This window comes from Kushneria halocnemicola, assembly GCF_965650455.1.
In the GTDB taxonomy this organism is placed as follows: domain Bacteria; phylum Pseudomonadota; class Gammaproteobacteria; order Pseudomonadales; family Halomonadaceae; genus Kushneria.
Genome location: NZ_OZ287968.1, coordinates 1,226,743 through 1,249,413 on the forward strand (window position 1 = coordinate 1,226,743; position 22,671 = coordinate 1,249,413).

The 22,671-nt window shown below is 60.0% G+C and carries 21 protein-coding genes; 3 read left to right on the top strand and 18 right to left on the bottom strand.

Annotated elements, in window-relative coordinates; translation table 11 throughout:
• Positions 1 to 86 precede the first annotated feature (86 nt).
• Together ACS92L_RS05555 and topA are read right to left on the bottom strand one after the other, a co-directional pair.
• Entirely contained in the window at positions 87 to 545 is a 459-nt protein-coding gene (locus tag ACS92L_RS05555; RefSeq protein ID WP_438767585.1) for a DUF6586 family protein, read from the bottom strand.
• Positions 542 to 3,211, bottom strand: a complete 2,670-nt coding sequence (gene topA, locus ACS92L_RS05560; RefSeq protein ID WP_438767587.1) for a type I DNA topoisomerase — start codon at positions 3,209 to 3,211, stop codon at positions 542 to 544. Before topA ends, ACS92L_RS05555 begins: the two co-directional genes overlap by 4 nt.
• A gap of 320 nt (positions 3,212 to 3,531) precedes the next feature.
• Between topA and pyk the strand changes: the two genes are divergently transcribed.
• Entirely contained in the window at positions 3,532 to 5,001 is a 1,470-nt protein-coding gene (pyk, locus tag ACS92L_RS05565; RefSeq protein ID WP_438767589.1) for a pyruvate kinase, read from the top strand.
• Positions 5,002 to 5,091: 90 nt separating this feature from the next.
• Here the strand turns inward: pyk and ACS92L_RS05570 are convergent, their stop codons facing one another.
• Both ACS92L_RS05570 and ACS92L_RS05575 read right to left on the bottom strand, forming a co-directional pair.
• Positions 5,092 to 6,024: a hypothetical protein gene (locus ACS92L_RS05570; protein WP_438767590.1), complete on the bottom strand. Its 933-nt coding sequence runs from the start codon at positions 6,022 to 6,024 to the stop codon at positions 5,092 to 5,094.
• Entirely contained in the window at positions 6,024 to 6,647 is a 624-nt protein-coding gene (locus ACS92L_RS05575; protein WP_438767592.1) for an NUDIX hydrolase, read from the bottom strand. Before ACS92L_RS05575 ends, ACS92L_RS05570 begins: the two co-directional genes overlap by 1 nt.
• 125 nt (positions 6,648 to 6,772) lie before the next feature.
• Between ACS92L_RS05575 and ACS92L_RS05580 the strand changes: the two genes are divergently transcribed.
• A complete protein-coding gene (locus ACS92L_RS05580) occupies positions 6,773 to 7,789 on the top strand; it encodes a zinc-binding alcohol dehydrogenase family protein (protein ID WP_438767594.1) in 1,017 nt (338 codons plus the stop codon).
• A gap of 61 nt (positions 7,790 to 7,850) precedes the next feature.
• Here ACS92L_RS05580 and msrQ read toward each other — a convergent pair whose 3' ends face one another.
• The 14 genes from msrQ to ACS92L_RS05650 all read right to left on the bottom strand — a co-directional run bounded on the left by msrQ (position 7,851) and on the right by ACS92L_RS05650 (position 21,032).
• Positions 7,851 to 8,465 (bottom strand): protein-methionine-sulfoxide reductase heme-binding subunit MsrQ, encoded by a 615-nt coding sequence (msrQ, locus tag ACS92L_RS05585; protein ID WP_438767596.1) that lies wholly within the window; start codon positions 8,463 to 8,465, stop codon positions 7,851 to 7,853.
• Positions 8,465 to 9,475, bottom strand: a complete 1,011-nt coding sequence (gene msrP / locus ACS92L_RS05590; RefSeq protein WP_438767597.1) for a protein-methionine-sulfoxide reductase catalytic subunit MsrP — start codon at positions 9,473 to 9,475, stop codon at positions 8,465 to 8,467. Before msrP ends, msrQ begins: the two co-directional genes overlap by 1 nt.
• A 161-nt stretch (positions 9,476 to 9,636) precedes the next feature.
• Positions 9,637 to 10,611, bottom strand: coding sequence for a lipoyl synthase (lipA, locus tag ACS92L_RS05595; RefSeq protein ID WP_438767599.1), 975 nt, complete (start codon positions 10,609 to 10,611; stop codon positions 9,637 to 9,639).
• Positions 10,608 to 11,315: a lipoyl(octanoyl) transferase LipB gene (gene lipB, locus ACS92L_RS05600; protein WP_438767601.1), complete on the bottom strand. Its 708-nt coding sequence runs from the start codon at positions 11,313 to 11,315 to the stop codon at positions 10,608 to 10,610. Before lipB ends, lipA begins: the two co-directional genes overlap by 4 nt.
• Positions 11,316 to 11,365: 50 nt before the next feature.
• Entirely contained in the window at positions 11,366 to 11,692 is a 327-nt protein-coding gene (locus ACS92L_RS05605) for an HP0495 family protein (RefSeq protein WP_438767602.1), read from the bottom strand.
• Between the two features lie 123 nt (positions 11,693 to 11,815).
• Positions 11,816 to 13,009 (bottom strand): D-alanyl-D-alanine carboxypeptidase family protein, encoded by a 1,194-nt coding sequence (locus tag ACS92L_RS05610; protein ID WP_438767604.1) that lies wholly within the window; start codon positions 13,007 to 13,009, stop codon positions 11,816 to 11,818.
• A 25-nt stretch (positions 13,010 to 13,034) separates the two neighbouring features.
• Positions 13,035 to 13,994 carry a septal ring lytic transglycosylase RlpA family protein gene (locus tag ACS92L_RS05615; RefSeq protein ID WP_438767605.1) on the bottom strand — a complete coding sequence of 320 codons (960 nt, stop codon included), beginning with the start codon at positions 13,992 to 13,994 and terminating at the stop codon, positions 13,035 to 13,037.
• Positions 13,987 to 14,967: a lytic murein transglycosylase B gene (gene mltB / locus ACS92L_RS05620; RefSeq protein WP_438767607.1), complete on the bottom strand. Its 981-nt coding sequence runs from the start codon at positions 14,965 to 14,967 to the stop codon at positions 13,987 to 13,989. Before mltB ends, ACS92L_RS05615 begins: the two co-directional genes overlap by 8 nt.
• Positions 14,968 to 15,023: 56 nt before the next feature.
• A complete protein-coding gene (gene rodA, locus ACS92L_RS05625) occupies positions 15,024 to 16,160 on the bottom strand; it encodes a rod shape-determining protein RodA (RefSeq protein ID WP_438768424.1) in 1,137 nt (378 codons plus the stop codon).
• Between the two features lie 5 nt (positions 16,161 to 16,165).
• Positions 16,166 to 18,082 carry a penicillin-binding protein 2 gene (gene mrdA / locus ACS92L_RS05630; RefSeq protein WP_438767609.1) on the bottom strand — a complete coding sequence of 639 codons (1,917 nt, stop codon included), beginning with the start codon at positions 18,080 to 18,082 and terminating at the stop codon, positions 16,166 to 16,168.
• A 71-nt stretch (positions 18,083 to 18,153) separates the two neighbouring features.
• Positions 18,154 to 18,621 carry a 23S rRNA (pseudouridine(1915)-N(3))-methyltransferase RlmH gene (rlmH, locus tag ACS92L_RS05635; protein WP_438767610.1) on the bottom strand — a complete coding sequence of 156 codons (468 nt, stop codon included), beginning with the start codon at positions 18,619 to 18,621 and terminating at the stop codon, positions 18,154 to 18,156.
• A complete protein-coding gene (gene rsfS, locus ACS92L_RS05640) occupies positions 18,618 to 18,983 on the bottom strand; it encodes a ribosome silencing factor (protein ID WP_438767612.1) in 366 nt (121 codons plus the stop codon). The genes rlmH and rsfS overlap by 4 nt, the downstream gene beginning before the upstream one ends.
• Before the next feature lie 113 nt (positions 18,984 to 19,096).
• Positions 19,097 to 19,759 (bottom strand): nicotinate-nucleotide adenylyltransferase, encoded by a 663-nt coding sequence (gene nadD / locus ACS92L_RS05645; protein WP_438767613.1) that lies wholly within the window; start codon positions 19,757 to 19,759, stop codon positions 19,097 to 19,099.
• A complete protein-coding gene (locus tag ACS92L_RS05650) occupies positions 19,746 to 21,032 on the bottom strand; it encodes a glutamate-5-semialdehyde dehydrogenase (protein ID WP_438767614.1) in 1,287 nt (428 codons plus the stop codon). Before ACS92L_RS05650 ends, nadD begins: the two co-directional genes overlap by 14 nt.
• A 206-nt stretch (positions 21,033 to 21,238) precedes the next feature.
• On the opposite strand from ACS92L_RS05650, the gene ACS92L_RS05655 reads away from it, so the two are divergent.
• Positions 21,239 to 22,657 carry a bifunctional DedA family/phosphatase PAP2 family protein gene (locus tag ACS92L_RS05655; RefSeq protein ID WP_438767615.1) on the top strand — a complete coding sequence of 473 codons (1,419 nt, stop codon included), beginning with the start codon at positions 21,239 to 21,241 and terminating at the stop codon, positions 22,655 to 22,657.
• Positions 22,658 to 22,671: the final 14 nt, after the last annotated feature.

The following is a 22,671-nucleotide window of genomic DNA, read 5'->3' on the forward strand; positions in this document are numbered from 1 at the left end:
CCACCTCATCAAGCCGATCAGCGGATAACATTAACGCAATGTTAAGGCTCTCTGATGGCGATGTCACGTTCATTGAATACAAGAAATTACCACTCATAACTGGTTTCACGGAGTCTGGGGAGCAGGGCTCGAAATTCATCAAGACAGGTTGCAAGCTCTTGCGATAGAGGCGGGTTCTGACTGGAAGCAATCATGTTGTCATATCGGCGAAGCTGTGCCGCGCCGCTTTCATCATGGAGGCGGTCCAGCAGCTGTAAAAGCCGCGCAAGCCAGCTTTCCGGCTGCGACATGAGCGCTCGAAGCAGTTCGATTTCGGCCACCGGCGCCGGTGGCTGATCAAGCACCGTACGCCAGTGCATGGCAGGCCAGCGGCAGGTATGCGCAATCTCCTTGATCACGCTTTCAAGCGCCATTTCGATCATCGAAAGCACGCCCTCTTCAAGGGCGCGTCGTCTGGCATCGGCGTGTTCATCGTGACCTGCCGGCTGCTCAAGCAGCAGCATGGCCTGATAGAGCAGCTGGTTGGTTCGTCCCTGATGGCTCATGAGGCCTGCTTCCCTGCCTTGCTACCCTTTTTGGCACCACTTCCCTTTCGATTGTCTTCAACCTGCCATTGCTTGCCATCCCACTGCGCCTTCCAGCCGGTTGCCTTGCCTTCCGCCTCGGTAAGCACGAACTGGCTTTTGGTCTTGCGCGAAAATCGGATCTGCACCGGATGGCCATCCGGGTCGTGATCGGGTGCTTTCAGGAGAAAATGATACTTCTCGGGCAGTGCCTCGGCATGGGGCCTGATCTCGCTGACCAGTGGCGGGCGCGTTTCACGATTTTTCGGAAACTGGCTGGCGGCCAGAAACAGGCCACTGGCGCCATCGCGCAGCACGTAATGGTCATCCACCTTTTGACAGATCAGCTCCGGCATTGGAATCGGATCCATCTTGGGCGGTGCCGGCTCGCCGCTTTTCAAAAGCTTGCGCGTATTTTTGCAGTCTTCACTGGTACAGGCGAAATACTTGCCGAACCGCCCCGAACGCAGCTGCATTTCCGAGCCACACTTGTCACATTCGATGGTCGGGCCTTCATAGCCCTTGATGCGAAAGTGTCCCTCCTCGATCTCGTAGTAGCCATCATCATCGTTGCTGAGGTGGAGCTTGCGCGTCTCATCGATGAGATAGCTGTCCATGGCCGTGCCGGTATTCGGGTTACGGCGCTTGGCGCGCAGGGCATCGGTTTCGGCATTGTCATCGGCATCGGCAGGGACGGCTTCATCGCCGGGCAACAGATCGATGGTGGTCTTGCAGCGCTCCTTGGGCGGCAGGTTGTACCCCGAACAGCCCAGAAAGACACCGGTCGAGGCGATGCGAATCTGCATGGCTCGACCACAGGCCGGGCACTGGATATCGGTTTCCACCGGCTGATTGGGGCGCATGCCCTCCTCGCCCTCGGCATGCTCAAGCCTTGCACGAAAATCGCCATAGAAGCTGTTGAGCAGCTCGCGCCAGTCGCGTTCACCGTCGGCGACATGGTCGAGCTCGTCTTCCATGCGCGCCGTAAAGCCATAGTCCAGCAGATCCTGAAAGGACTCTGTCAGCCGGTCAGTGACGATCTCACCGAGTTTCTCGGCATAGAACCGGCGGCTGTCCAGCTTGGCATAGCCACGCTCCTGAATCGTGGAGATGATCGCGGCATAGGTCGAGGGCCGGCCAATACCGCGCTTTTCAAGCTCCTTGACCAGACTGGCCTCGGTATAGCGGGCGGTCGGCTTGGTAAAATGCTGCTTCGGTTCGAGCGTTTTGAGTTCAAGACGCTCGCCCTTGCCCAGATCCGGCAGCTGCTGATCCTCTTCCTTTCTGGAGGAAGGCTTGAGTACTCGGGTGTAGCCATCAAATCGCAGTACCCGCCCTTTGGCACGCAGCTCAAAGCCTTCCACTTCGACGGTCAGCGTGGTCGACAGATACTGTGCCGGCACCATCTGACAGGCCAGAAACTGACGCCAGATCAGCTCATAAAGACGCTCGGCGTCACGCTCCATGCTGCCGAGATCGTCCGCCCGGCGATGAGCGTCGGTCGGTCGGATCGCCTCGTGCGCTTCCTGAGCCCCGGCCTTGCTGGAGTAGATATTGGGCGCATCAGGCAGGTAGTCACTGCCCATTTCCGATTCCACGTAGTCGCGCGCCATGGTGATGGCATCCGCCGACAGGTTGGTCGAATCGGTACGCATATAGGTAATAAAGCCGGCTTCATACAAACGCTGCGCCAGGGTCATGGTCTTTTTGACCGAGAACCCGAGACGGCCGCTGGCCGCCTGCTGCAGGGTAGAGGTAATAAAGGGCGCGCCCGGCTTGCTCGACGTCGGGCGATCCTCGCGCCCGGTAATGACGTAATCGGCCGTTTTCAGCGGCGCGATCAACGAAGTGGTTTGTGACTCGCTGACCGGGCGAAAGGCCTCGCCGTTGAGCCGCGCCACTTCAAAGCGCACGCGATCACCACTGCCGGCCTCAAGATCGGCGTGAACGTCCCAGAACTCCTCGGGCGTAAAGGCGCGAATCTCGCGCTCTCGCTCGACGATCAGACGCACCGCAACCGACTGAACGCGACCTGCCGACAGGCCTCGTGCCACCTTGTTCCAGAGCAACGGCGAGACCATGAACCCCACGACACGGTCGAGAAAGCGTCGGGCCTGCTGGGCATGAACCCGATCCAGCTTGAGTTCGCCGGGCGTCTCGAACGCCTGGGCGATGGCGTTTTTGGTGATCTCGTTGAACACCACGCGGCGATAGCGCGACTCGTCGCCGCCGATGGTTTCGCGCAGGTGCCAGGCAATGGCTTCCCCTTCGCGGTCAAGATCGGTGGCGAGATAGACGGCGTCCGCCTTCTCGGCGAGCTTTTTGAGCTCATCGACGACCTTTTCCTTGCCCGGCAGTATCTCGTAGTTCGCCTGCCAGTCGTTTTCAGGATCAACGCCCATGCGGCGGATCAGCTGATCATGGCTTTTGCGCTTTTTGTAGACCGCCTTTTCTTCGGCAGACATCTTGCGTGTGGCAGCGGCCTGGCGCGCACGCTCGGAAGGGTCCGTGGCGTTTTTGCCACTACCACTGGTCGGCAGATCACGAATATGACCCACGCTCGATTTCACGATGAAATCGTTGCCGAGGTACTTGTTGATGGTCTTGGCCTTGGCCGGCGACTCGACGATCACCAGTGACTTGCCCATAGATCTCCGTCTCTTTTGCCGGTCCTGCCGGCACTGTCATGTCAGAAAAGCGGCGTGCGTGAGCGTCCGTTGGCCCGGACGGTTTCAGACACCCTGAAAATGCGACTACCCTACCCTGGCCTTATCCATGGCGCCACCGGATAAAAAACGGTGCACGACAACGACCTTTCATCACCAACGGCCCTGTGGCATTGCGTGACGCACTGAACACCTCGACATTGTCCGGGGTGTCATCAAGACTTTGGCGTGTAGCCGTCGCACCCGAAGGGGTGAAGAAGGTATAGTGAAACCATCCAGACACCGCATCAGGAGAATGCTTCATGACGAAAGCGACCGCCGGTCCGATTCGCCGCACCAAGATTGTCGCCACCCTTGGCCCTGCCAGTGACAAGGAAGGCGTCCTCGATGCCATGGTGCATGCGGGCGTTGATGTCGTTCGAATCAACTTCTCCCACGGCAGCGCCGAAGACCACCGTCGCCGGGTAGTGGCCGTGCGTGAAGCGGCCAAAAGGCAACAGCGCAACGTCGCCATTCTGGGTGACCTGCAGGGCCCGAAAATTCGTGTAGCTCGTTTTGCCAACGGCTCGGTCGAGCTTGAAAACGGCCATGACTTCGCCCTTGACGTGAACCTGGGTCGCGATGAAGGCGATGAGCACCAGGTCGGCTGTGACTATAAGGAACTTCCCGATGACGTCGAAAGCGGCGATGTACTGCTGCTTGACGATGGCCGCGTCGTGCTGGAAGTCAAGCGCGTCGATGGTGGGCGTATCGAATGTAGTGTCAAGGTTGGGGGCAAGCTCTCCAATAACAAGGGCATCAACAAACAGGGTGGCGGCCTGTCGGCAGCAGCATTGACCGACAAGGACCGTGAGGACATGAAAACCGCCATCGACCTGGAAGTCGATTTCCTGGCGGTGTCCTTTCCGCGCTCCGGTGCCGATATGCAGCTGGCACGCGACCTGCTTGGAGAGGCCGGCAAGAACATCGCCCTGGTCGCCAAGGTCGAGCGCGCCGAAGCCGTGGCCGATGAAGCCACACTCGATGAAATCATCATTGCCTCTGACGCCGTCATGGTCGCTCGCGGCGATCTCGGCGTCGAAATCGGTGACGCGCAGCTCATCGGTGTCCAGAAGCGCATGATTGCCCGCGCTCGTACGCTCAACCGCGCGGTCATCACGGCAACACAGATGATGGAATCGATGATCGAATCGCCGCTGCCGACACGCGCCGAGGTCTTTGACGTGGCCAACGCGGTGCTTGATGGCACTGATGCCGTCATGCTGTCCGCTGAAACGGCCGCCGGCAGCTACCCGGTCGAAACCATCGAAGCAATGGATCGCTGCTGCATGGGTGCCGAGCGCGAGCGCGCCGCCCAGGAATCCAAGCATCGCATGGCAGATGAGTTCCACCGCATCGATGAAACCGTGGCCCTGTCGGCCATGTACGCGGCCAACCATCTCGAGGGCGTGGCAGCCATCGCCTGTCTCACCGAGACCGGCTATACCCCGCTGATCGCCTCGCGCATTCGCTCCGGCCTGCCCATCGTTGCCCTGTCGTCGCACCCGCGCACGCTGCGTCGCATGGCACTCTACCGCGGCGTGTTTGCCATCGAATTCAATACCGATGACATGCCCAATGCCGAGGTCAACCAGCGCGCCGTCTCCGAGCTCGAAAAGCGCGCACTGGCCAATCCGGGCGACTACGTCATCCTCACACGCGGTGACCACGTCAGCGCTCAGGGCGGCACCAATGCCATGAAGATCGTCCAGGTCGGCGAACACATCGGCTGAAAGTCGCTGTGTGACTTTTGATCTGCTTAAAAAGGCCTTCAAATGAAGGCCTTTTCTGTTTTCAGCTTCTGGCTGCTCTCTCTGCGTTGATCAGCCTTCAAGACCCAGTATCCACCCTTCAAGATGGCGTGCCACGGGCGAAAGCGTCGATGACGCCGGCAAATGCCCCTCTACTACCGCAATCATCATCAAAAGCCCCAGCATGGCATCAAAGGCATCTTCGCCGTCGGCGCGCTCACCAAATCCCGAAACAACGGATGCTTTCGCCTGCCCGTCCCACACGATGGGAAGCCCGCTTTCAAACAGGGCCTTTCCAGCCTCGACACGATCAACCTGACGCCGCTTGCTCTGGCGTGGCGACAGCTCATTTTTCATCAGTCGCGCCGCCAGCGTCGGCCAGGTCTCGCACAGGATGCAGTGATTCTCTTGCGCCAACGCAGCCAGCGTCCCATCAAAGGGCCAGAGTGCCGCGCCCTGATCAAGCGCCGGCATGATGACTTCACGCCACCCGGCCTGAGCCGCCTTGCCCACCTGATTGGCCCCCAGCGTCCAGAACAGTGGACAGGGTTTGCGCCCAGACATGTCTCGTTCGCACGCCCGACGCAGCGCATCAAAACTCTCTACCTGAAGTGCCCGGGTCAGATCCGACTGTTTTATCCCTTTACTGGCGCGGCGAGGATAAAAGGGGCGCGTCAGCGAGATCTCTTCCGGCGTGGCGGCCGTATCAAAAAACTGCCGCCAGCGCGTCTCCTTCAGCGTCCCGAGCCAGGCTCTGAAATCCGTCACCCCGACCCGGGTGGCCCACTGCTCGGGCACCCCGATTGGGAAATCGAATCCGGCAAGCGTTGTGCCGTGCACAGGTGAGAGCAAAACATCGTCACGCCAGGTCTCGATATCCCGGATGCGAACCGAGTCACTGATGTGCCATTGACCCTCGATACGTCGTGCCTGAGCGCACCAGCGCTTTGAGGGCGACAGGCTCCAGTCGGCATGCAACAGCCGATCGATTCCGGGAAGGGCCATCAGTCGCTGTAGATCCCCGCCGCACCGGACGTCGCAAACGCCCAGCACTCGTGAATATCGACCGGCAGCGTTCGCCCCTCGGACAGCGGCGGCAGATCGTCGAGAGCGAAGAATTCGGCCGCATCGGTTTCATTGTTGGGGATAAACTCACCGCCCTCGTGCGTGCAGACATAAAAGAGCTTGTAGATGTGATCCGGTGAATAGTAGGCGTAAGGATGAAGACTGCGATCCTTGAGCATGGCCAGTCGCGGCCGGCTTGCGCGATGACCGGACTCCTCGAAAATTTCCTTTAACACGCCTTCACTGGGGCCTTCGTTAACATCCGCCCAGCCGCCGGGCAGCGTCCAGAGCCCGTCCTTGATTTCGCGAACCAGCAGCACGCGGCCGTGATCATCAAAAACGGCGCCGCGGACATCCACCTTGGGCGTGGCATACCCGCGATCAGGGATGATCAAATTTTCTATCTTTTCGATGGGCACATCACCGAGCACGGCAAACATCTGATTGGTCAACGCCTCGAGCTGGCGATAGCGCTCCATCTCATATTTGTTGTCGGTATAGGTCTGCCCGGTCTGGGCAATGGATCGGAGTTCCTTTGCAAAGGCTAGCCAGTCATGTGTCATACGTGTCTCTCGCTTGCCGTGTTGCCCGTGCTGCGACTGGCATCGGCTGTCATCATGGTCCAGATTGGTGGCTGATATTCTAGTGGATGACGCATGAGCATGCGTTCGTTAATCAAGGAGAGACCATGAAAGCCATTGCGACACGCGGCGCCAGCGACATCAACGCGCCCGGAGCCTTTGAAGCCATCGACATCGAGCGTCCCTCCCCCGAAGGGGAAGACGTTCTGGTGCGTATCGAGGCCATCTCGGTCAACCCGGTGGATACCAAGGTTCGCGCTGGGGCGCTGGGCGACATCAAGGCGCCCACTGTCCTTGGCTGGGATGCCACCGGCATCGTCGAGGCGATCGGAGACCGCGTCAGCGGCCTGAAAGTGGGCGAGCGCATTTATTACTCGGGCGAGGTCAATCGTCCCGGCTGTAACGCCGAATACCAGCTGATCGATTCCCGCCTGGTGGCGCGAGCGCCACAAACGCTCGATGTCGAGGAAATTGCGGCCATGCCGTTGACGGCACTTACGGCGTGGGAGGCGCTGTTTGACAAGCTGCGACTGGCGCAGGACACCAGCGACCACGGTGACCAGACGCTTTTGATCATCAATGGCGCCGGCGGCGTGGGCTCGATCGCCATCCAGATGGCGCGTCAGCTCACCGGCATTCGCGTGATTGCCACCGCCTCGCGCGATCAGTCAGTGCAGTGGTGTCGCGAAATGGGGGCCCACGACGTGGTGGACCACCATGATCTGGTCAACGAACTCAAACGACTCGACCTTGAAAACGTCGACTACATCTTCAACTGCCATGACATCGGCGTGCACTGGGACAACATGGTCTCGCTGATCAAACCGCTCGGCGAGATCGTGGCAATTGCCGAAACGAAACAGCAGGTCGATCTCAACGCCCTGCAGGGCAAGGCCGCCAGCTTTCACTGGGAGTTCATGTTTGCCCGCCCCCTGCACGACGTACAGCGCGAACAGCAGGGCGCGGCGCTGGCCACCCTGGCGCGATTGCTCGATGAAGGTCGCCTGCGCAGCACGCTGGGCGAAATCGTCGGCCGCCTCAATGTCGAGAACCTGACGCGCGCGCATCAAATGCTGGAAGAGGGTCACACCATCGGTAAGCTGGTGCTGACTGCCATGGATTGATGCTGAGGGTATCCTTGATACAAAAAAGCGCCGGCCCTGAGGCCGGCGCTTTTTCGCCATGCTATCGCGTGCCGGCAGCACTGCCACGCCGCGGCCGAACTCGGCCCAGCGCCCGTGAGATCACGGGAATTCGAAGGATCATCAGCACAGCACCGGCGAGTGCGTAGCCGCTCCACTGCGCCATATCGGCCCGCACGACCCAGAAAAAATGCAAAAGCACCAGTGCCAGAGCGATATAGACAATCCGGTGCAGGAACTTCCAGCGTTTGCCCAGTCGCTTCATCGAGTAGCGATTGGAGGTCACCGCCAGCGCCAGCAGCATCAAAAGCGCGACGAAACCCACGATGATGTAGGGACGCCGCTGAAGATCGGCCCCCAGCGCTGCGAAATCAAGCCCCAGTATAAACAGCAGATAGCTGGTCAGATGCAGCACGCCGTAGCTGAAGGCCCAGAGCCCCAGCTGGCGCCGGATCACGGCAAACCCTTTCCAGCGCGTCAGCTTCATCAGCGGCGTGAGGCTCAGCGTCACCAATAGCAGAATCAATGCACACTGGCCGAAATTGAGCAGCAGATACTGCCCGGGCTCGGGGCCGGCCTGCCCGGCCGCCACCTGAAAAGCCCACCAGAGAAACGGCAGCAGCACCGCCATAAACACCGCACATCGCCAGAATCGCATCAAAAATACTTCCGCAGGTCCATGCCCTTGTAAAGAGAAGCCACCTCGTCACCATAGCCGTTGAACATCTGCGTATCGATCATGTTGGTGCTGAACAGGCTGTTGGGTAGGCGTCGCTCGCGTGCCTGACTCCAGCGTGGGTGATCCACGTCCGGATTCACATTGGAGTAAAAGCCGTATTCGTTGGCATTGATGGTCGGCCAGGCCGTTGACGGCTGCTCCTTCACCAGCGAGATACGAACGATCGACTTGATGCTCTTGAACCCGTATTTCCAGGGCACTACCAGGCGCACGGGGGCACCGTTCTGATTGGGCAGCACGCGCCCGTACATGCCCACGCTCAAAATGGTCAACGGGTGCATCGCCTCGTCCATGCGCAGCCCTTCCTGATAGGGCCAGTCGATCAGGCCAAACCGTGAACGCTGTCCCGGCATTTCCTCCGGCCGCATCAGGGTCTGAAAACGCACAAACTTTGCATCGCTGGTCGGCTCGGCGCGCTTGATGATCTCGGAAAGCGGCACCCCGAGCCAGGGAATGACCATCGACCAGGCCTCGACACAGCGCAGCCGATAGATACGCTCTTCAAGCTGTTGCTCACCCAGCAGCTGGTCCATATCCAGTGTCCCGGGTCTGGCCACCTCGCCGTCGATCTCGATGGTCCAGGGCTCGGTGGTCATGGCGCCGGCGTTTTTGTAGGGGTCGTCCTTGCTGGTACCGAATTCGAAAAAGTTGTTGTAGTGCGTGGCGTCATTAAACGGCGTGAGCTTGTCACCTTCCCCCGGCGTCACCGCCTTCCAGTTCGCCCTTTCAAGGCGCGAGGCAAACCACTGCGGGCCACTGCCCTGCTCGACATCGTCATATTGAGACGCCGCCCAGGCACCTTTCGGCAGGGCTGCTGCCATGCCAAGACCTACCACACCCGCCATGAAGTGTCGGCGTGCGTGATAGACCGACTCCAAGGTAACCTCGTTTTCACCAATATGGTGACGCTTTCGTGTCCTGATCAGCATGACGCTCTCCACTTGTCGGCCATTATGGTTACTGACCGTTACGCAGCGAAATAGTTTCCGCCCGGGGTGGGCGACAAGAACTACAGAGACAACTGCGCCCGGCAGTGCCGGGCGCGATGAACAGAACCTGTCGGGTATTAGAGCCCCTGGCCTGTCATGTTTCAGGACACTCTTTCGCCATGCGCCTGCTTGTCGGCATGATAGCTCGAGCGCACCAGCGGGCCTGACGCTACATGCTTGAACCCCAGCTCATAGCCCTTTTCGGCAAACCAGGCAAAAGTGTCCGGGTGCACCCAGCGGTCGACCGGCAGGTGACTGCGCGAGGGCTGCATGTACTGACCCAGCGTGAGCATATCGACGTTGTGGGCACGAAGGTCGCGCATGACCTCGACCACTTCGTCATCGGTTTCGCCAACACCCAGCATCAGCCCCGATTTGGTCATCACTTCCGGACGGACTTCCTTGTAGCGCTTGAGAAGATCCAGCGACCACTGATAGTCCGCGCCCGGACGGACGCGGCGATACATCGACGGTACCGTTTCCAGATTGTGATTGAACACATCCGGCGGCTCCTGACGCATGATATCGATCGCCTTGTCCATGCGACCGCGGAAGTCGGGTACCAGTACCTCGACCTCAAGATTCGGGCTGCGCTTTCTGATCTCTTCAATGCAGTTGTTGAAGTGCTGCGCGCCACCATCACGCAGATCGTCACGATCCACGGACGTGATCACCACGTACTTCAGGCGCATCTCGGCGATGGCTTCGGCAAGCTCGCGGGGCTCGTCTTCATTGAGGGCGTTGGGGCGACCGTGCGCGACGTCACAGAACGGGCAGCGGCGCGTGCAGATATCGCCCATGATCATGAAGGTTGCGGTGCCGCCGTTGAAGCACTCGCCCAGGTTGGGGCAGGACGCTTCTTCGCATACCGTGACAAGCTTGTGCCGGCGCAGGGTTTCCTTGATGCGCGTCACCTCTTTCGAGATGGGCATGCGCACCTTGAGCCATGCAGGCTTGGTCGGCAGGGTCTCGGTCGGAATGACCTTGACCGGAATGCGGGATACCTTGTCGGCGCCGCGCAGCTTGACGCCTTTTTCGGCCCGCTGTTTGGGGGTGGTAGCAGTCGTCTCGGTCATCGGTTTGATCCTGTTACTCGAGAAATGTGGGTCAGCACCCCGGGTGCGCTCACCATCTCCTGAAGCTCGGGATTGCCGAGTTCAGCGGCAAAGGCTCCGAGCAATCCGTGTGCTTCACGCGCCATGTCCGGTGGTTGCGACAGCAGATCGCGAAGCTGTGTCATTCTCAGCCCTGCATAGCCACAGGGGTTGATATGGTCAAAGGGCGCCAGGTCCATATCGATATTGAAGGCAATGCCGTGAAAGCTGCTGCCCCGGCGAATACGCAGCCCGAGGGAGGCAATCTTGGCATCTTCCACGTAAACACCCGGCGCATCCGTTCGGGAGCGGGCCTTGATACCATGGTCACTCAACGAACGGATCACGGCGTTTTCGAGCGCATCCACCATGGCACGTACACCGATGCGGCGTCTTTTAACGTCGATCAGCGGGTACATGATCAGCTGCCCCGGCCCATGATAGGTGACCTGTCCGCCACGGTCACTGTGTACCAGCGGAATACTGCCGGGATTGAGCAGATGTTCGGGCTTGCCGGCACGCCCTTGGGTAAAGACAGGAAAGTGCTCGACCAGCCAGATCTGATCCTGCGTTGTGGCATCGCGCTCGTCGGTAAAGCGACGCATCGCCTCCCAGACCGTGGTGTAGTCGCATGTCCCCAGACGATATACGCCGATGGACTGATCATCCAGACTTGTCTCACGCATCGGTGCCACCTTGGGAAGAACCGGCAAAATCGCCTGTCAGCCGATGAAGATCAAAGCACCATCTGAACACGACCGGTCGCCTTGAGCGCCACGAACAGCCCATTGAGCTGCTCCTCACCGGTCGCGTAAATGGTGACATGCAGGGAGCGGTACTTGCCGTTGCGACTGTCGCGGTGCGTGACTCTGGAGCGATCAAGCTCCGGCGAAAAGCGCTCGACGATATCGAGCATGTCGCGATCAAACTCGACATCGTTGTTTCCCACGATCTTGATGCCGTAATCACAGGGAAACTCGATTTTCGGCGCCTCCTGAGTCTTTTTGTCATCGCCGGGTGACGACAGGATGGCGGCAGGCTTTTGGGATGAAGGCCTGGACATGATAAACCTCTTGATCATTGCAGGCTGAAAATTCGCCCGATTACCCGTCATTTTACTGAAAAAGGGGGGATTCGTCAGCCGAATCCCCCCCTGATGGTCATGAACCTGTCTGAATTTCAGGTCCTAGAAAAGACCCTGAACAAACTTCAAAAGGCCATCCCAGAGACGCTTGAACAGACCGCCCTGCTCGATGCTTTCAAGCGCGACCAGCGGCTGCTCGTCGATGACCTCATCGTTTTGCACGATCTGCACCGTACCATAGCGCTGACCGGCCTCGATGGGCGCCTGCAGGTCGCCGTTGACATTGATACGGTTGGAAAGGCCCGCCTCGTTTTGCCTGGAGGCCGTCAGATAGACGTCGTTGGCCACACCGAAGCTGGCCTCATCCTGAGTGCCGCCCCAGACGCGGGCACGCGTAAGCTCCTGCCCGGCGTCATACACCTTCTGGGTCTGGAAATAGCGAAAGCCATAGCTCAGAAGTTTCTGGGTTTCCTGCGACCGGGCCTCTTCCGAATTCGTTCCCATGACCGCGGCAATCAGGCGGGTATCGCTTTGCTGGGCCGAGGCCACCAGGCAGTAACCTGCCTCTTCGGTATGGCCGGTTTTCAGGCCATCGACCGTCTTGTCACGCCACAACAGCAGATTGCGGTTGGGCTGCTTGATGCCGTTCCAGGTAAAGTACTTCTCGGCGTAAAGAGAATAGTGTTCGGGAAAATCGTTGATGATATGGCGCGCGATGACGGCCATGTCATGGGCCGAAGAGTAGTGCTCGGGGTCCGGCAGGCCGGTCGGGTTCATGAAGTGCGTATTCTGAAGCCCCATCTGGCGGGCGTGCTCGTTCATGAGATCGGCAAAGGACGACTGGCTGCCGGCAATGTGCTCGGCCATCGCGACGGTGGCATCGTTGCCCGACTGCACCACAATACCCTGCATCAGGGCCTGTACCGGCACGCTGCTGTTGACCTTGACGAACATGCGCGAGCCGCCGGTCTGCCAGGCCTCCTTGCTGATGCGGACTTCATCGGTTTCCGACATGTTGCCGCTTTCGATTTCATTTTCGGCAATATAAGCCGTCATCATCTTGGTCAGACTGGCCGGCGGTACGCGCTCGTTGCCATCATGCTCAACCAGTACGCGACCGGACTTGGCATCCATCAACACCCAGGAGGTGGCGGCAAGCCCGGGCGGCGAAGGAATGAAGCTGGAAGGTGACGGGCCATCGGAGGCCAGCGCTGGCGCCGCCGTCAGCGTCAGCGCCAGTGAGGAAAACGCGACAAGATGGCGCCAGCGACATACGTTTACTGCAAAAAGGGTCATATTGCCTTTCTCTGTTTGCTTGTATTCAGTCCGTGCCAGTTACCCGATGTAGCTGGTCATAGCCTGCTTCATGCAGTTCGGACCTGACTGATTCCACCATGATCGGGTCATCGAGCGGACCGACCTGAACCCGATGCATGGCGGCATGTCGTGTTACCCGAACCGGCCTTGAAAGACGCGCTTCGAGCTTGTCCCTGAGTGCCCGGGCATGCTCATCCGATCCCAGTGCCGCCACCTGCAGATAAACGGCGCTTCCCGGGTCATGGCCGCTGGCGACAGAGGCGCTTTCCTGCGACGCGGAGACACGTCTGCCCTGCTCAACAAGGCCGCGGTCTTTCAAGGCGCCCGGCGCGTCTTCGTGATGTTCCGGACGAGCCGCAACCTGCTGATCATTGTTGTGTTGTGCCTGCCATTGACGCGGGTCTATAGCGGTCACCCGCACCCTGGCCGTGCCATCGCCGAGCATATCCAGTCGAGACGCCGCTGCATAGGAGAGATCAATCAAACGGTCATCATGAAACGGGCCGCGGTCATTGACGCGGACAATGACAGAGCGGTCATTGTTCAGATTGGTCACACGCGCAAAGGTCGGCAGCGGCAAGGAACGGTGGGCCGCCGACATGGCATACATATCATACTGCTCGCCGTTGGCCGTATCGTAGCCCTGAAATTTCTGCCCATAGAAGGAGGCGCGCCCGGTTTGACTGTATCCTTCGCTCGACGAGAGCACGTGATAGCGCTTGCCCAGCACCTGATAGCTCGACTGGTTTCCGCTGCGTGACAGGGGCTCAACCCGTGGGACGGCATCGGGCACCCGTGAGACATCGGTTTGACGATCCGGATAAGCATCACGGGACATGGCGTAGCGCCCGTCCGAGCCACCGCCACTGGCACAGCCTCCCACAAGCGCCACCATGATCAGCAGCGCTGCCGGACGCGAGATGCGTGCCGGTAACAAGGCGTTAAACACAGACACGCTACTCATCTCGCTGAAGTGCTGCCTGAATCTGCTCGGCCAGCGTAGTGACGGCCATGGCATAGAGATGGCTGTGGTTGTAGCGCGTGATCACATAGAAGTTGTGCAGGCCGAAAAGGTAATCGTCATGGCCATCGGCATAATCAAGCGCCAGAGGAATGACTTCCTCATCGCCGCCGATATCGATGTCGGCAACGACGCCTTTCGCCTTTAGATCCCCAACGCGCATGTAGGGTGGTCTGGCCTGATTGAACTCGACATCCCCGGGCTTTTCCGAGGCTTCCAGATGCGCTGCCACCGTTAGCGGCCGGCCCGGACGCCAGCCATGCTCGGCGAAATAGTTGGCCACGCTGCCGATGGCATCAACAGGCTCTTCCCAGAGATCCCTGATGCCATCGTGGTTGAAGTCAACGGCATAGGCCTGATAGCTGCTGGGCATGAACTGGGGCAGCCCCATGGCCCCGGCATAGGAGCCCTTGAGCTCCAGCGGATCAAGCCCCTGCTCGCTGGTCAGGGTTAAAAAGGCTTCCAGCTCGCGACCAAAAAAATCGCTGCGAGGCGGGTAGTCAAAGGCCAGCGTAGTCAGGGCATCCAGCACGCGATGATTGCCGGCATGACGACCGTACCAGGTCTCTACCCCGATGATGGCGGCAATGATTTCGCGCGGCACGCCATATTCCTGCTCGGCACGTGCCATGGCGTCGCGATGAGCACGGATAAAATCCACGCCGCCGGCCACGCGCTCGGGTTTGATGAAAATGTTGCGATACTCATCCCAGCGCAGATGGCGCTCGGCGGGTTTTGAAATCGCATCGATGATGCCCTGCTGGCGACTGGCATGGGCAAGCGTTTCGTCGAGCTCCTGACGATCAAGGCCTGCCTCGGCCAGCCTGTCGACCATGGCACGGGCCTGGTCACTGGTTGCCGGGTCATATTCACCTGTCGCGTTCGTCAGCGGCGATACAGCCAGCAGCATCACCATGGCCCAGCGCCATTTTCTACCTGAATGACATCGATCCGGTTTCATCCCGACTCTCTCTAGCGTGGCGTGGTCTTGTGGTGGGTAAAAACGGCCATCAGCATACCGAAGCCGGCCATCAGGGTCACGCTGGCCGTACCGCCATAGCTGATCAACGGCAGGGGCACGCCCACCACCGGCAGCACGCCACTGACCATCCCGACATTGACGAACACATAGACGAAAAAGGTCAGTACCAGGCTGCCGCCCAGCAAACGCCCGAAGGTGTCATGCGCCTGGGTGGCCATGTAAAGACCGCGCCATATCAGCAGTAGATAGCAGGCCATCAGTACGGCCATGCCGATCAGCCCGAACTCTTCACCGAGCACGGCCACAATGAAATCGGTATGACGTTCGGGCAGAAACTCGAGCTGTGACTGGGTGCCCTGCATCCAGCCCTTGCCATGAATGCCGCCGGAACCGATGGCGGTCTTGGACTGAATGATGTTCCAGCCGGTGCCCAGCGGGTCGCTTTCCGGATTCAAAAAGGTCAGCACTCGCTGGCGCTGATACTGATGCATGTTGAACCACAAAAGCGGCATGGCCGCGATACCAAGCCCGGCGCAGACCGCTACAAAACGCCAGGAAAGCCCGGCCAGCAGTATGACGAACATGGCAGAAGCCGTGACCAGCATGGAGGTGCCCAGATCGGGCTGATTGGCAATCAGCGCCACCGGAAATCCCATCAGCAGCAGACACACCAGCAGATCCAGCCAGCCGGGTGGCAACACCCGGCGCGACAGATAGGCGGCAATGGTCATCGGCATGGCAAGCTTCATGAGCTCGGAGGGCTGAAAGCGGATGACGCCGGGGATGGTCAGCCAGCGCTGCGCCCCCATGGCATGGGTACCGATCACGTCCACGGCCACCAGCATCAGGGTGACCACGACATAGAAAAACCACGCAAAGCGCTGCATGGTGCGCGGTGAAAACTGCGCAATCAGCAACATGATCATAAATGCGGCCGCGAATCGAAGCGCCTGCGCCTCTACCAGATAGGTGGATTCACCACCGGCGCTGTAGAGTACGATCAGACCGCCGGCAACAATGGTCAGCAGTGCCAGCAAAAGCCAGGGGTCAAGATGCAGGGTGCGCCAGCTCAGACGCTGATACTGCCGACGGCTGCGGCGATAGACCCGCTGCCAGTAGTCCATCATCATCGTCAGTCTCCCGTCACGATCTGCTGAGCGGCACTTTCATTTTGCCGGGCGTGGCGCTGTGCTTCCTCGCTGGATTTCATGCTGGGCAGTATCCAGGCATCCAGCATTTCACGAGCGATGGGGGCGGCCACCTTGCTGCCCCCGCCGCCGTTTTCGATGATGACGGCAAGCGCGATTTTGGGATCATCCACCGGGCCATAGGCGGTAAACAGGGCATGGTCGTGCAGACGCTCCTCGAGCTCGGCGGCGTTGTATTTCTCCTTTTGCCCCAGCGTAAAGACCTGCGCCGTACCCGACTTGCCCGCCATGCGGTACTGAAGATTGCGTCCCGAGGCGCGACCCGATCCCTCACCGCCCACCATGACATTTTCCATGGCATCGTGAATCAGATCCCACCAGCGCGGGTTATCAAGCTCGACGTCATCTGGCGTGTTCTCGAAAGGCGGTGCGATCTCCTGATCTCCCACCTCCATGGCAAGATGCGGTCGAACCCATCTGCCATCGTTGGCGAGTACGGCAACGGCGGTGGCCATTTGCAGCGGCGTTGCCAGCCAATAGCCCTGCCCGATGCCGACCGATAGGGTCTCCCCCGGGTACCACGCCTGATTGTAGCGACCCCGTTTCCAGTCCCGGCTGGGCATCAGGCCATCGCCGGCCCCCCAGACATCAAGGCTGTGATCCTCTCCGAACCCGTACTTGTGCATGAAGTCAGAGAGCCGATCGATCCCCATGCGATGGGCAAGATTGAAGAAGTAGGTATCGTTGGAAACCGTGATGGCACGCTTCATGTCGACGCGGCCATGGCCCCAGCGCAGCCAGTTGCGGTAGCGTCTGGAGTCGTTGGGCAGCTGGTAATAGCCCGGATCGTAGACCGTATCAGAGGGCTGGATCAGACCATATTCAAGACCTGCAGACGCCATGTAGGGCTTGACCGTGGAAGCCGGCGGATACTGCCCGCGCGAGGCCCGGTTATATAGCGGCATGTCTACATCGTCACGCAGGGCCGCGTAGGATTTGGTGTCGATGCCGGTCACGAACTTGTTATTGTCAAAGCCGGGCTCGGACACCATGGCCAGAATGGCGCCGGTCGCGGGTTCGATGGCCACAATGGCACCGCGCTTGCCCTTCAAGAGCTCGTGACCCAGCTTCTGAAGCTTTGAATCCAGCGTCAGCGTCAGATTCTTGCCCGGCTGCGGCGGCGTTCGATCGATCTCTCGAAGCGCCCGCCCGCGGGCATTGGTCTCCACGCGCCGCACCCCGGCATGACCGTGCAGCTCATCTTCGTAAAACCGCTCGATACCCGTCTTGCCGATAAAGTGCGTGCCGGCGTAGTTGCTGGTATCAATGCGCTGCTGATCTTCCTGACTGATACGCCCCACATACCCCAGCACGTGCGACATCCATTCACCGTCGGGATAGTAACGGATGAGCTGGGCCTCGACTTCCACGCCCGGTAGCCGATAACGATTGACCGCGATGCTGGCAATCTGATCTTCATCAAGGTCGCTGAGCAGCAGTGCCGGCTCATAGGAGCGCAGCCGCTCCCGCGAGCGCTGCGCCAGCACATCGTGCTCTTCGGGGGGAAGATCAAGAATATCGATCAGGCGGGCAATGGTCTGGCTGACGTCACCGGCCTGCTCGCGCACCAGCGTGAGGTTATAGGTCGGGCGATTTTCAGCCAGTACATCGTGATTGCGATCAAAAATCAGACCGCGATTGGGTGGCAACGGCTCGACGCGCATACGGTTTTTATCCGAGCGCGTGATGAAGACATCGTGTTGAACAACCTGCAGCCATGCCATGCGTCCGATCAGGCCGCAAAACATGATGAGAACAAAAAACGCCGCCACAATGCTGCGATGGCGAAAGATGCGTGCCTGTTGCTCGGAATCCTTAAGCGTGGCGCGACGTGGGCGCATTGAGGAGACTGCCCAAAAACGGTAAACGGATAGGCCAACCGGCAGGCACAGGACGATACATGCTCAGACCCCTAGCGATGGTAGGGATGTCCGGTCATCAGCGTCCAGCCGCGGTAGAGCTGTTCGGCCAGCAATACACGCACCAGCGGATGAGGCAACGTCAATGGCGACAGGGACCAGCGAAGATCGGCACGTGACAGGCAGCGCTGATCGAGGCCATCCGGGCCGCCGATCAGAAGGGACACGTCGCTGCCGGTCATCTGCCAGTCACTCATGCGCTCGGACAGCGTCGGCGTCGACCACGGCTTGCCTTCGACATCGAGTGCCACCACGAGTTCACTGTCCCGAATTTTCGACAGCAGTCGATCGCCCTCGACGCGAATCGCCTTCGCCGGGTCTGCGCTTTTCTGACGAGGCCCGGGAGACAGCTCGATAACCTCAAGCGACATTTCGCGCGGCAGCCGCTTGCGGTACTCCTCGACGCCCTGCGTCACCCAGCCCGGCATTCGCGTGCCAACGGCCAGCATTTTCAGCTTCAAGAGTGATGCTCACCGACGGCTTCGTGTCGGCCTAGGTCGTTGGGCAACTCGCTCCAGAGCCGTTCCAGATCGTAGAGTCTGCGGGCATCCGGCATCATGACATGAACAACCACATCGCCCAGGTCCACCAGGACCCAGTCGCTGCCGGCCTCGCCTTCTATACCCAGCGGGCGAACGCCTTCATTTTTGGCACGCTCGACCACATTGTCCGCCAGTGCCTTGACGTGTCGGCTGGAAGTACCGCTGGCCACCACCATGACATCGGTCACGCTGGTCAGTCTCGAGACGTCAAGCTCGGCGATATCACGCCCTTTGAGCTCTTCCAGGGCATCAACCACCATGGATGAAAGTACTGTCTGCATAGCTCCTCGGAGATATAGGGTTCGAGCCCGCATTGTACCGCTGTCGGGCGCAGGCACCATAGCCATTTACAGCTTTTGACGTCCGGCGCATATCGGGACGATTTTTTCCCGTGTCAGGACATCTCGTCGGTATAGAGCCCGTGTTGCTCGATGAAGGCTTCAACGGCCGGCGGCATCAGATAGCGTACGCTTTCACCCCGGGCCAGCGTCTGACGAATGGCGGTCGCGGAGATGGCCATCGCCGTGGTTCGTTCATAATCCAGCACCCGGCCGCAGGGCTCAGCCATGAGCGCATCGGTGCTGTCAACGCGGCGCCCTTCGATCAGCGCCTCGAGTGCCGAACACTGCACTTCATCGCTTTCCGGGCGGCCGATGACCAGAATATGGGCATAATCGAAAAGTGCCCGAGGCTCATGCCATTCGTGCAGCTTCAAAAAAGCGTCACGCCCCAGCACCATCACAAGGCGCGCCTGGTCGCCATACTGCTCTCGCAAGGAGGCGAGCGTGTCCAGCGACCAGGACGGCCCGTCACGGTGAATCTCGCGGTCATCGGCAATCAGCCCCGGGGTATCCGCCAGTGCCAGCTTCAGCATGCTCAGGCGGTCCTCGGAGCTGACCCCCGGCGCGCTGCGATGCGGCGGCAGATGTGCCGGCACCATGTGTACGGCGTCCAGCGCAAGGGCGTCGCGAATCTCGACAGCCGCTCGCAGATGCGCGATATGAACCGGATTGAACGTGCCGCCAAACATGGCGACACGCGGCTTACGTTCTGACATGACCATCGCCCAGCACGATATATTTACGCGTGGTCAGCCCCTCAAGCCCTACCGGTCCTCGCACATGCAGCTTGTCGGTGGAAATGCCGATTTCGGCACCCAGCCCGTACTGCGCCCCATCGGCAAAGCAGGTCGGTGCGTTGACCATGACCGAGCTTGAATCCACTTCTGCCATGAAGCGCTGGGTATGGCCGAAATGGTCACTGACGATGGCATCAGTGTGGTGTGAACCGTAGTGATTGATGTGCTCGATGGCAGCATCCATGTCATCGACCACCCGAATGGACAGATATGGCCCCAGATATTCGGTCAGCCAGTCCTCCTCGGTGGCCGGCTCGACCTCGACCTCGGCCAGCGCCTGCACCCTGTCGCAGCCGCGCACCGTGACACCGGCCTTTTGAAAACGCGCAATCATGGCGGGCAGAAACGTGTCGGCCACGGTCTTGTCCACCAGCAGCGTTTCCATGGCGCCACAGATGCCATAGCGAAAGCACTTGGCGTTGAAAGCAATATCAAAGGCCATATCAAGCGAGGCGTGACGGTCCACAAAGATGTGGCAAAGCCCTTCCAGATGCTTGATAACCGGGATGCTCGCCTCCTGCGAGATGCGCTTGATCAGGGATTTCCCGCCTCGCGGAATGATCACGTCCACGTACTGGCTGGCCGTAATCAGTGCGCCCACGGCCCTGCGGTCGGTGGTATCAACCAGCTGCACGGCATGGGCTGGCAGTCCGGCCTGCTCGAGCCCGGCAGCGATACACCGAGCAATGGCACAGTTGGATTCAAAAGCTTCCGAGCCGCCACGCAAAATGGCAGCGTTGCCGGCCTTGAGGCACAGCGCGGCGGCGTCCACCGTGACGTTGGGACGAGACTCATAGATGATACCGATTACGCCCAGTGGCGTTCGCATGCGCCCGATCCGCAGACCGTTGGCCTGAGTGCGAAGCTCATCGACCCCGCCGATCGGGTCCGGCAGGGAGGCCACGGTGTCAAGCCCGGAGATCATGGCGTCGATGCGCTCAGGCGTCAGCAACAGCCGATCCATGAGCGCCTCCGACAGCCCCTCCGTTTTGCCACGAGCCATATCACGCGCGTTGGCTTCCAGCACGGCCTCACGCTGTGTCGACAGCTCGCGAGCCATGGCGGCGAGTGCCTCATTTCGCTGCTGCGTGGTGCTGCTGCGCAGCAGACTCGATGCCCGACGCGCCTGCTGACCCAGCAGCGTCATGCGGGTGGCGATATCACTGTCTTCCCTTTGCACCTCAGACGTCATCTGCGCTGTTCTCCTGTTCCCGAATGCGCGACCGCGCTTGTCTGTCGTCGACTCCTGACGCTATCGCAGGGCACAGCGGCTGACTATACTGGCCGGCGATTTTACGTTTGTCCGTCCGATACTTATGAATCGCTACTATAAGCCAGTTGTCGGCAGCAGTAAAAACCGCGCCCGGCGCAGCAAGTCCTTGTGTGGAGTCCTGTCAGATGAATCCTGTTGCCCTGATTGACCAGTGGGCGCACAACCCGACAATCCTGATTGTCATCGTTGGCGCGGTCGCCCTGCTCGAATCGCTGGCGCTGGTCGGCCTGATCATGCCCGGTGTGGTCATGCTCACGGCCGCCGCATCGCTGGCAGGTCATGATCAGATTTCCATTGTCGCGCTGTTGCTCAGCGCCTTCATCGGCGCCGTGATCGGCGATGGGGTGAGCTACTGGCTCGGGCGTACCCAGCGTGACCGCCTTCGCACCTGGTGGCCGTTCAATCGCTATCCAGACTGGGTCAACAAGGGCGAAAGCTTTTTTACTCGCTACGGCGCCCTGTCAGTAGCGTTCGGACGCTTTGTCGGGCCGGTACGCCCCATCATTCCCATGGTGGCCGGCATGATGTACATGCCGCCGATGCGCTTTTTGATCGTCAATGTGATCTCGGCGCTGCTCTGGGCACCGGCCTATCTGCTGCCCGGCTACTATCTGGGACGCAGCTGGCAGCGGCTGGTCCATCTACCCCCAGGCGCTGAACTGCTGCTGTCGATGCTGTTTTTCGTGTTCATCGCCCTTGGCTTTGGGCTGTCGTGGCTGCGGCGGCGGCTCGACCGGGACAGCCGTCTCTATCGCGGTCTGCTGGTCCGGGCGCGCCGGCACACGATAACGCGCCGACTATGGCTGAGCCTTCGCCAGAAACGGATTGGCGGTGAGATCCCGTTGGCCTCCATTGTGCTGGTACTGGTGGGCGTACTCGCCTTTATCGGCTGGACATGGCTGGTGGCGGGGCTCCATCAACCGCTGGCACTGGATGTCGCGGCGCAGAGCTTCTTTTCCCGTCCTGACAACCTCCCCTTGATGCAGATATCGGTGCTGCTGGATCGTATTGGCGATGCGCTCGGGGTAATTGCCATGCTGACGCCCTGGCTTGCCTGGCTGTTGCTGCGAAAGCGGCTGGCCGCCGTGTTTCACTGGGGCGGCGCCCTGGCCCTGCTGGCCTTCAGCAATACCGCCCTCAAGCAGTGGATCGGGCGCGCACGACCGGATACCCCTGAGCATCTGACCGGCTCGTTTTCCTACCCAAGCGCGCACGCCTCAACGGCCGTGGTGTTCTGGGGGTTGAGTGCCGCCTTTATTGCCGAGGGGCTATCGAGCCGGACCCGGCACTGGCCCTACTGGATGGCGATCGTTGCCGCCAGTATTGTTGCCCTGTCGCGACTGACCTTTGGCGTGCACTGGATCAGTGACCTTGTCGGCGGTGCACTGCTGGGACTGATCATCTGCGGTGCGACCCGCATCAGCTATCACCTCTTTGCCAGGCGCTCTCTGGCCGGCGTGGCCACCCCCATGCAACTGATGCTTTTAACGCTGGCATCGGTGGTACTGGTGACGGCGCGCATCATCTGGGTGCCCGCCTTCTAACTACCCTGCCAGCC

Bases quoted from the DNA above. Each gene is read 5' to 3' on its own strand.
- ACS92L_RS05555 (WP_438767585.1), bottom strand. From the start codon at position 545: ATGAGCCATCAGGGACGAACCAACCAGCTGCTCTATCAGGCCATGCTG.
- topA (WP_438767587.1), bottom strand. From the start codon at position 3,211: ATGGGCAAGTCACTGGTGATCGTCGAGTCGCCGGCCAAGGCCAAGACC.
- pyk (WP_438767589.1), top strand. From the start codon at position 3,532: ATGACGAAAGCGACCGCCGGTCCGATTCGCCGCACCAAGATTGTCGCC.
- ACS92L_RS05570 (WP_438767590.1), bottom strand. From the start codon at position 6,024: ATGGCCCTTCCCGGAATCGATCGGCTGTTGCATGCCGACTGGAGCCTG.
- ACS92L_RS05575 (WP_438767592.1), bottom strand. From the start codon at position 6,647: ATGACACATGACTGGCTAGCCTTTGCAAAGGAACTCCGATCCATTGCC.
- ACS92L_RS05580 (WP_438767594.1), top strand. From the start codon at position 6,773: ATGAAAGCCATTGCGACACGCGGCGCCAGCGACATCAACGCGCCCGGA.
- msrQ (WP_438767596.1), bottom strand. From the start codon at position 8,465: ATGCGATTCTGGCGATGTGCGGTGTTTATGGCGGTGCTGCTGCCGTTT.
- msrP (WP_438767597.1), bottom strand. From the start codon at position 9,475: ATGCTGATCAGGACACGAAAGCGTCACCATATTGGTGAAAACGAGGTT.
- lipA (WP_438767599.1), bottom strand. From the start codon at position 10,611: ATGACCGAGACGACTGCTACCACCCCCAAACAGCGGGCCGAAAAAGGC.
- lipB (WP_438767601.1), bottom strand. From the start codon at position 11,315: ATGCGTGAGACAAGTCTGGATGATCAGTCCATCGGCGTATATCGTCTG.
- ACS92L_RS05605 (WP_438767602.1), bottom strand. From the start codon at position 11,692: ATGTCCAGGCCTTCATCCCAAAAGCCTGCCGCCATCCTGTCGTCACCC.
- ACS92L_RS05610 (WP_438767604.1), bottom strand. From the start codon at position 13,009: ATGACCCTTTTTGCAGTAAACGTATGTCGCTGGCGCCATCTTGTCGCG.
- ACS92L_RS05615 (WP_438767605.1), bottom strand. From the start codon at position 13,994: ATGAGTAGCGTGTCTGTGTTTAACGCCTTGTTACCGGCACGCATCTCG.
- mltB (WP_438767607.1), bottom strand. From the start codon at position 14,967: ATGGTGATGCTGCTGGCTGTATCGCCGCTGACGAACGCGACAGGTGAA.
- rodA (WP_438768424.1), bottom strand. From the start codon at position 16,160: ATGATGGACTACTGGCAGCGGGTCTATCGCCGCAGCCGTCGGCAGTAT.
- mrdA (WP_438767609.1), bottom strand. From the start codon at position 18,082: ATGCGCCCACGTCGCGCCACGCTTAAGGATTCCGAGCAACAGGCACGC.
- rsfS (WP_438767612.1), bottom strand. From the start codon at position 18,983: ATGCAGACAGTACTTTCATCCATGGTGGTTGATGCCCTGGAAGAGCTC.
- nadD (WP_438767613.1), bottom strand. From the start codon at position 19,759: ATGTCAGAACGTAAGCCGCGTGTCGCCATGTTTGGCGGCACGTTCAAT.
- ACS92L_RS05650 (WP_438767614.1), bottom strand. From the start codon at position 21,032: ATGACGTCTGAGGTGCAAAGGGAAGACAGTGATATCGCCACCCGCATG.
- ACS92L_RS05655 (WP_438767615.1), top strand. From the start codon at position 21,239: ATGAATCCTGTTGCCCTGATTGACCAGTGGGCGCACAACCCGACAATC.